This is a genomic window from Pseudovibrio japonicus (assembly GCF_014651595.1).
GTDB lineage: Bacteria > Pseudomonadota > Alphaproteobacteria > Rhizobiales > Stappiaceae > Pseudovibrio > Pseudovibrio japonicus.
Genome location: NZ_BMXE01000019.1, coordinates 1 through 1,987, shown reverse-complemented (window position 1 = coordinate 1,987; position 1,987 = coordinate 1). Strand labels below are relative to the sequence as shown.

The following is a 1,987-nucleotide window of genomic DNA, read 5'->3' as shown; positions in this document are numbered from 1 at the left end:
GGGGCTCCTAGGGATAGCGAAGGCAACGTGTATGCCGGTGGTTCTGTTGTGGTTCGCCAGCCAGATGGATTTGGGGGCGTCATAGAACTCAAGCTGACAGCTCCTGACGGTATCTCTGGAGGTCAGTTCGGGAAGTCTGTTAGCATTAATGAAGCTGGTGTGCTTGTTGTTGGTGCAGCAGGTGATGATGATAGCGGTTATCAGAGCGGTGCTATCTATGTCTATATTCCTGATGGATCTGGCGGCTTTGCAGATCCGGTCAAACTGACCGCAACAGAAGGAAGCGCCGGGAACCAGTTTGGCAGTGCGGTTGCAGTTAGTGATAATGGGATCATTGTCAGTGGAGCACCGCAGAGTTCTGCGGATGGGCTTTTTACATCAGGATCTGTCGAAGTCTTCGTGCCGCTTGAAGATGGCGGTTATGAGAGCATAACCTTGACGGCTCCGGATGGAGCAACAGGTGCATTCTTCGGCTCAACTGTGTCCGTTAACGATGCAGGCTTGGTGATTGTCGGAGCTGTTGGGGATGATGATCACGGCCCTCAAAGTGGATCTGTCTATGTCTATCAGCCTGATGGGTTCGGGGGATATCGGGCTCCTGTTAAACTCACCCTCCCTGAGGGTATACCTGCTGATCAGTTTGGCACATCTGTTACGACCAATGAGGCTGGTGTCATTGTTGTTGGGGCGCAGGGCACGGATGGAACTGGTTATGATACCGGATCCGCTTATGTTTATGTTCCAACAGAGCGGGGGGAATACAGTACACCGATCCAGCTGATAGCTTCTGATGCCACCGCTCAGGATGGTTTTGGCAATTCTGTTGCCATCAATGAAGCCGGTGTGATTGTTGTTGGTGCCAGCATGGATGATGCAGGTGCTGCTGCCGCAGGCTCCGTCTATGTTTATGTCCCAGATGGTCAGGGCGGTTATACGCAAACCAAACTGCTTGCGGACGATGGAGCGTTAGGTGATAGGTTTGGTAGCTATGTGGCTATCAGCGCAGATGGGACGATCCTTGTTGGTGTGCCGGGCGATGATGACAAGGGATATGACTCTGGGTCTGTCTATGTGTTCCAGCCAGATGCATTAGGTAACTATACTCATCCCGCAAATGAACTGGCGTTGTGGGAGACCACCGACACCTCGCCGATCACTCAGAGCCTGCAGCTGGCCTTCACCGATGTGGATGTATCTGATGATGATCATACGGCCAGCATTACGGATGCCAGCGCCACAGGTGTGACGACTGGCTTGTCTTCCATAAGTGAGGAGGAGCTGAAAACTCTGCTGGACGTTACAGGTGTAACGTCTTCGACTTCAAGCGTGGAGGGGGCCATCGATCTTACGTTCTCCGCCGCCTCTACGGTGTTTGATTACCTGGCAGCAGGCGAGCAGGTGGAACTTGTGTTCATCGTGACGCTGGATGATGGCAATGGCGGGATTGCTACCCAGCCAGTGACGGTGACCATTGTCGGCACCAATGATGCGCCAATTGTCTCTGATATTGCTGCCACAACCTCAGAAGATGACAGCGTTCTGATTGAGCCTGCCTATATTGATCCGGATGCCTCCGATGCAGCCACCATTACGTTTGACGCAAGTGCCACAACGGGCGAAGTGTCTTTTGTTGATGGCAAGTTCCAGTACAACCCCAATGGTCAGTTTGAGCAACTGGCTGTTGGCGAGAGCGCAACCGATAGCTTCACCTACACGGTAAGCGATGGAACTGCTGAGCCAGTCACCAGGACAGTAACGGTCACCATCACCGGGGCCAATGATGCACCGGTTGTCTCAGACATCGCAATATCTACTTCAGAAGACAGCAGCGTTCTGATTGAACCTGTGTTTACAGATGCAGACAGCTCAGACACCCACATCATCACGTTTGATGCGAGCAGCACTGCAGGTGAAGTGTCTCTTGTTGATGGCAAATTCCAGTACGATCCGAATGGACAGTTCGAGCACTTGGCAGTTGGAGAGACGG

The 1,987-nt window shown here is 52.7% G+C and carries 1 protein-coding gene; it reads left to right on the top strand.

Annotation, left to right across the window (positions count from 1 at the left end):
* The coding region (locus tag IE076_RS22485; RefSeq protein WP_189439027.1) for a VCBS domain-containing protein at positions 1 to 1,987 on the top strand (1,987 nt) is incomplete at both ends.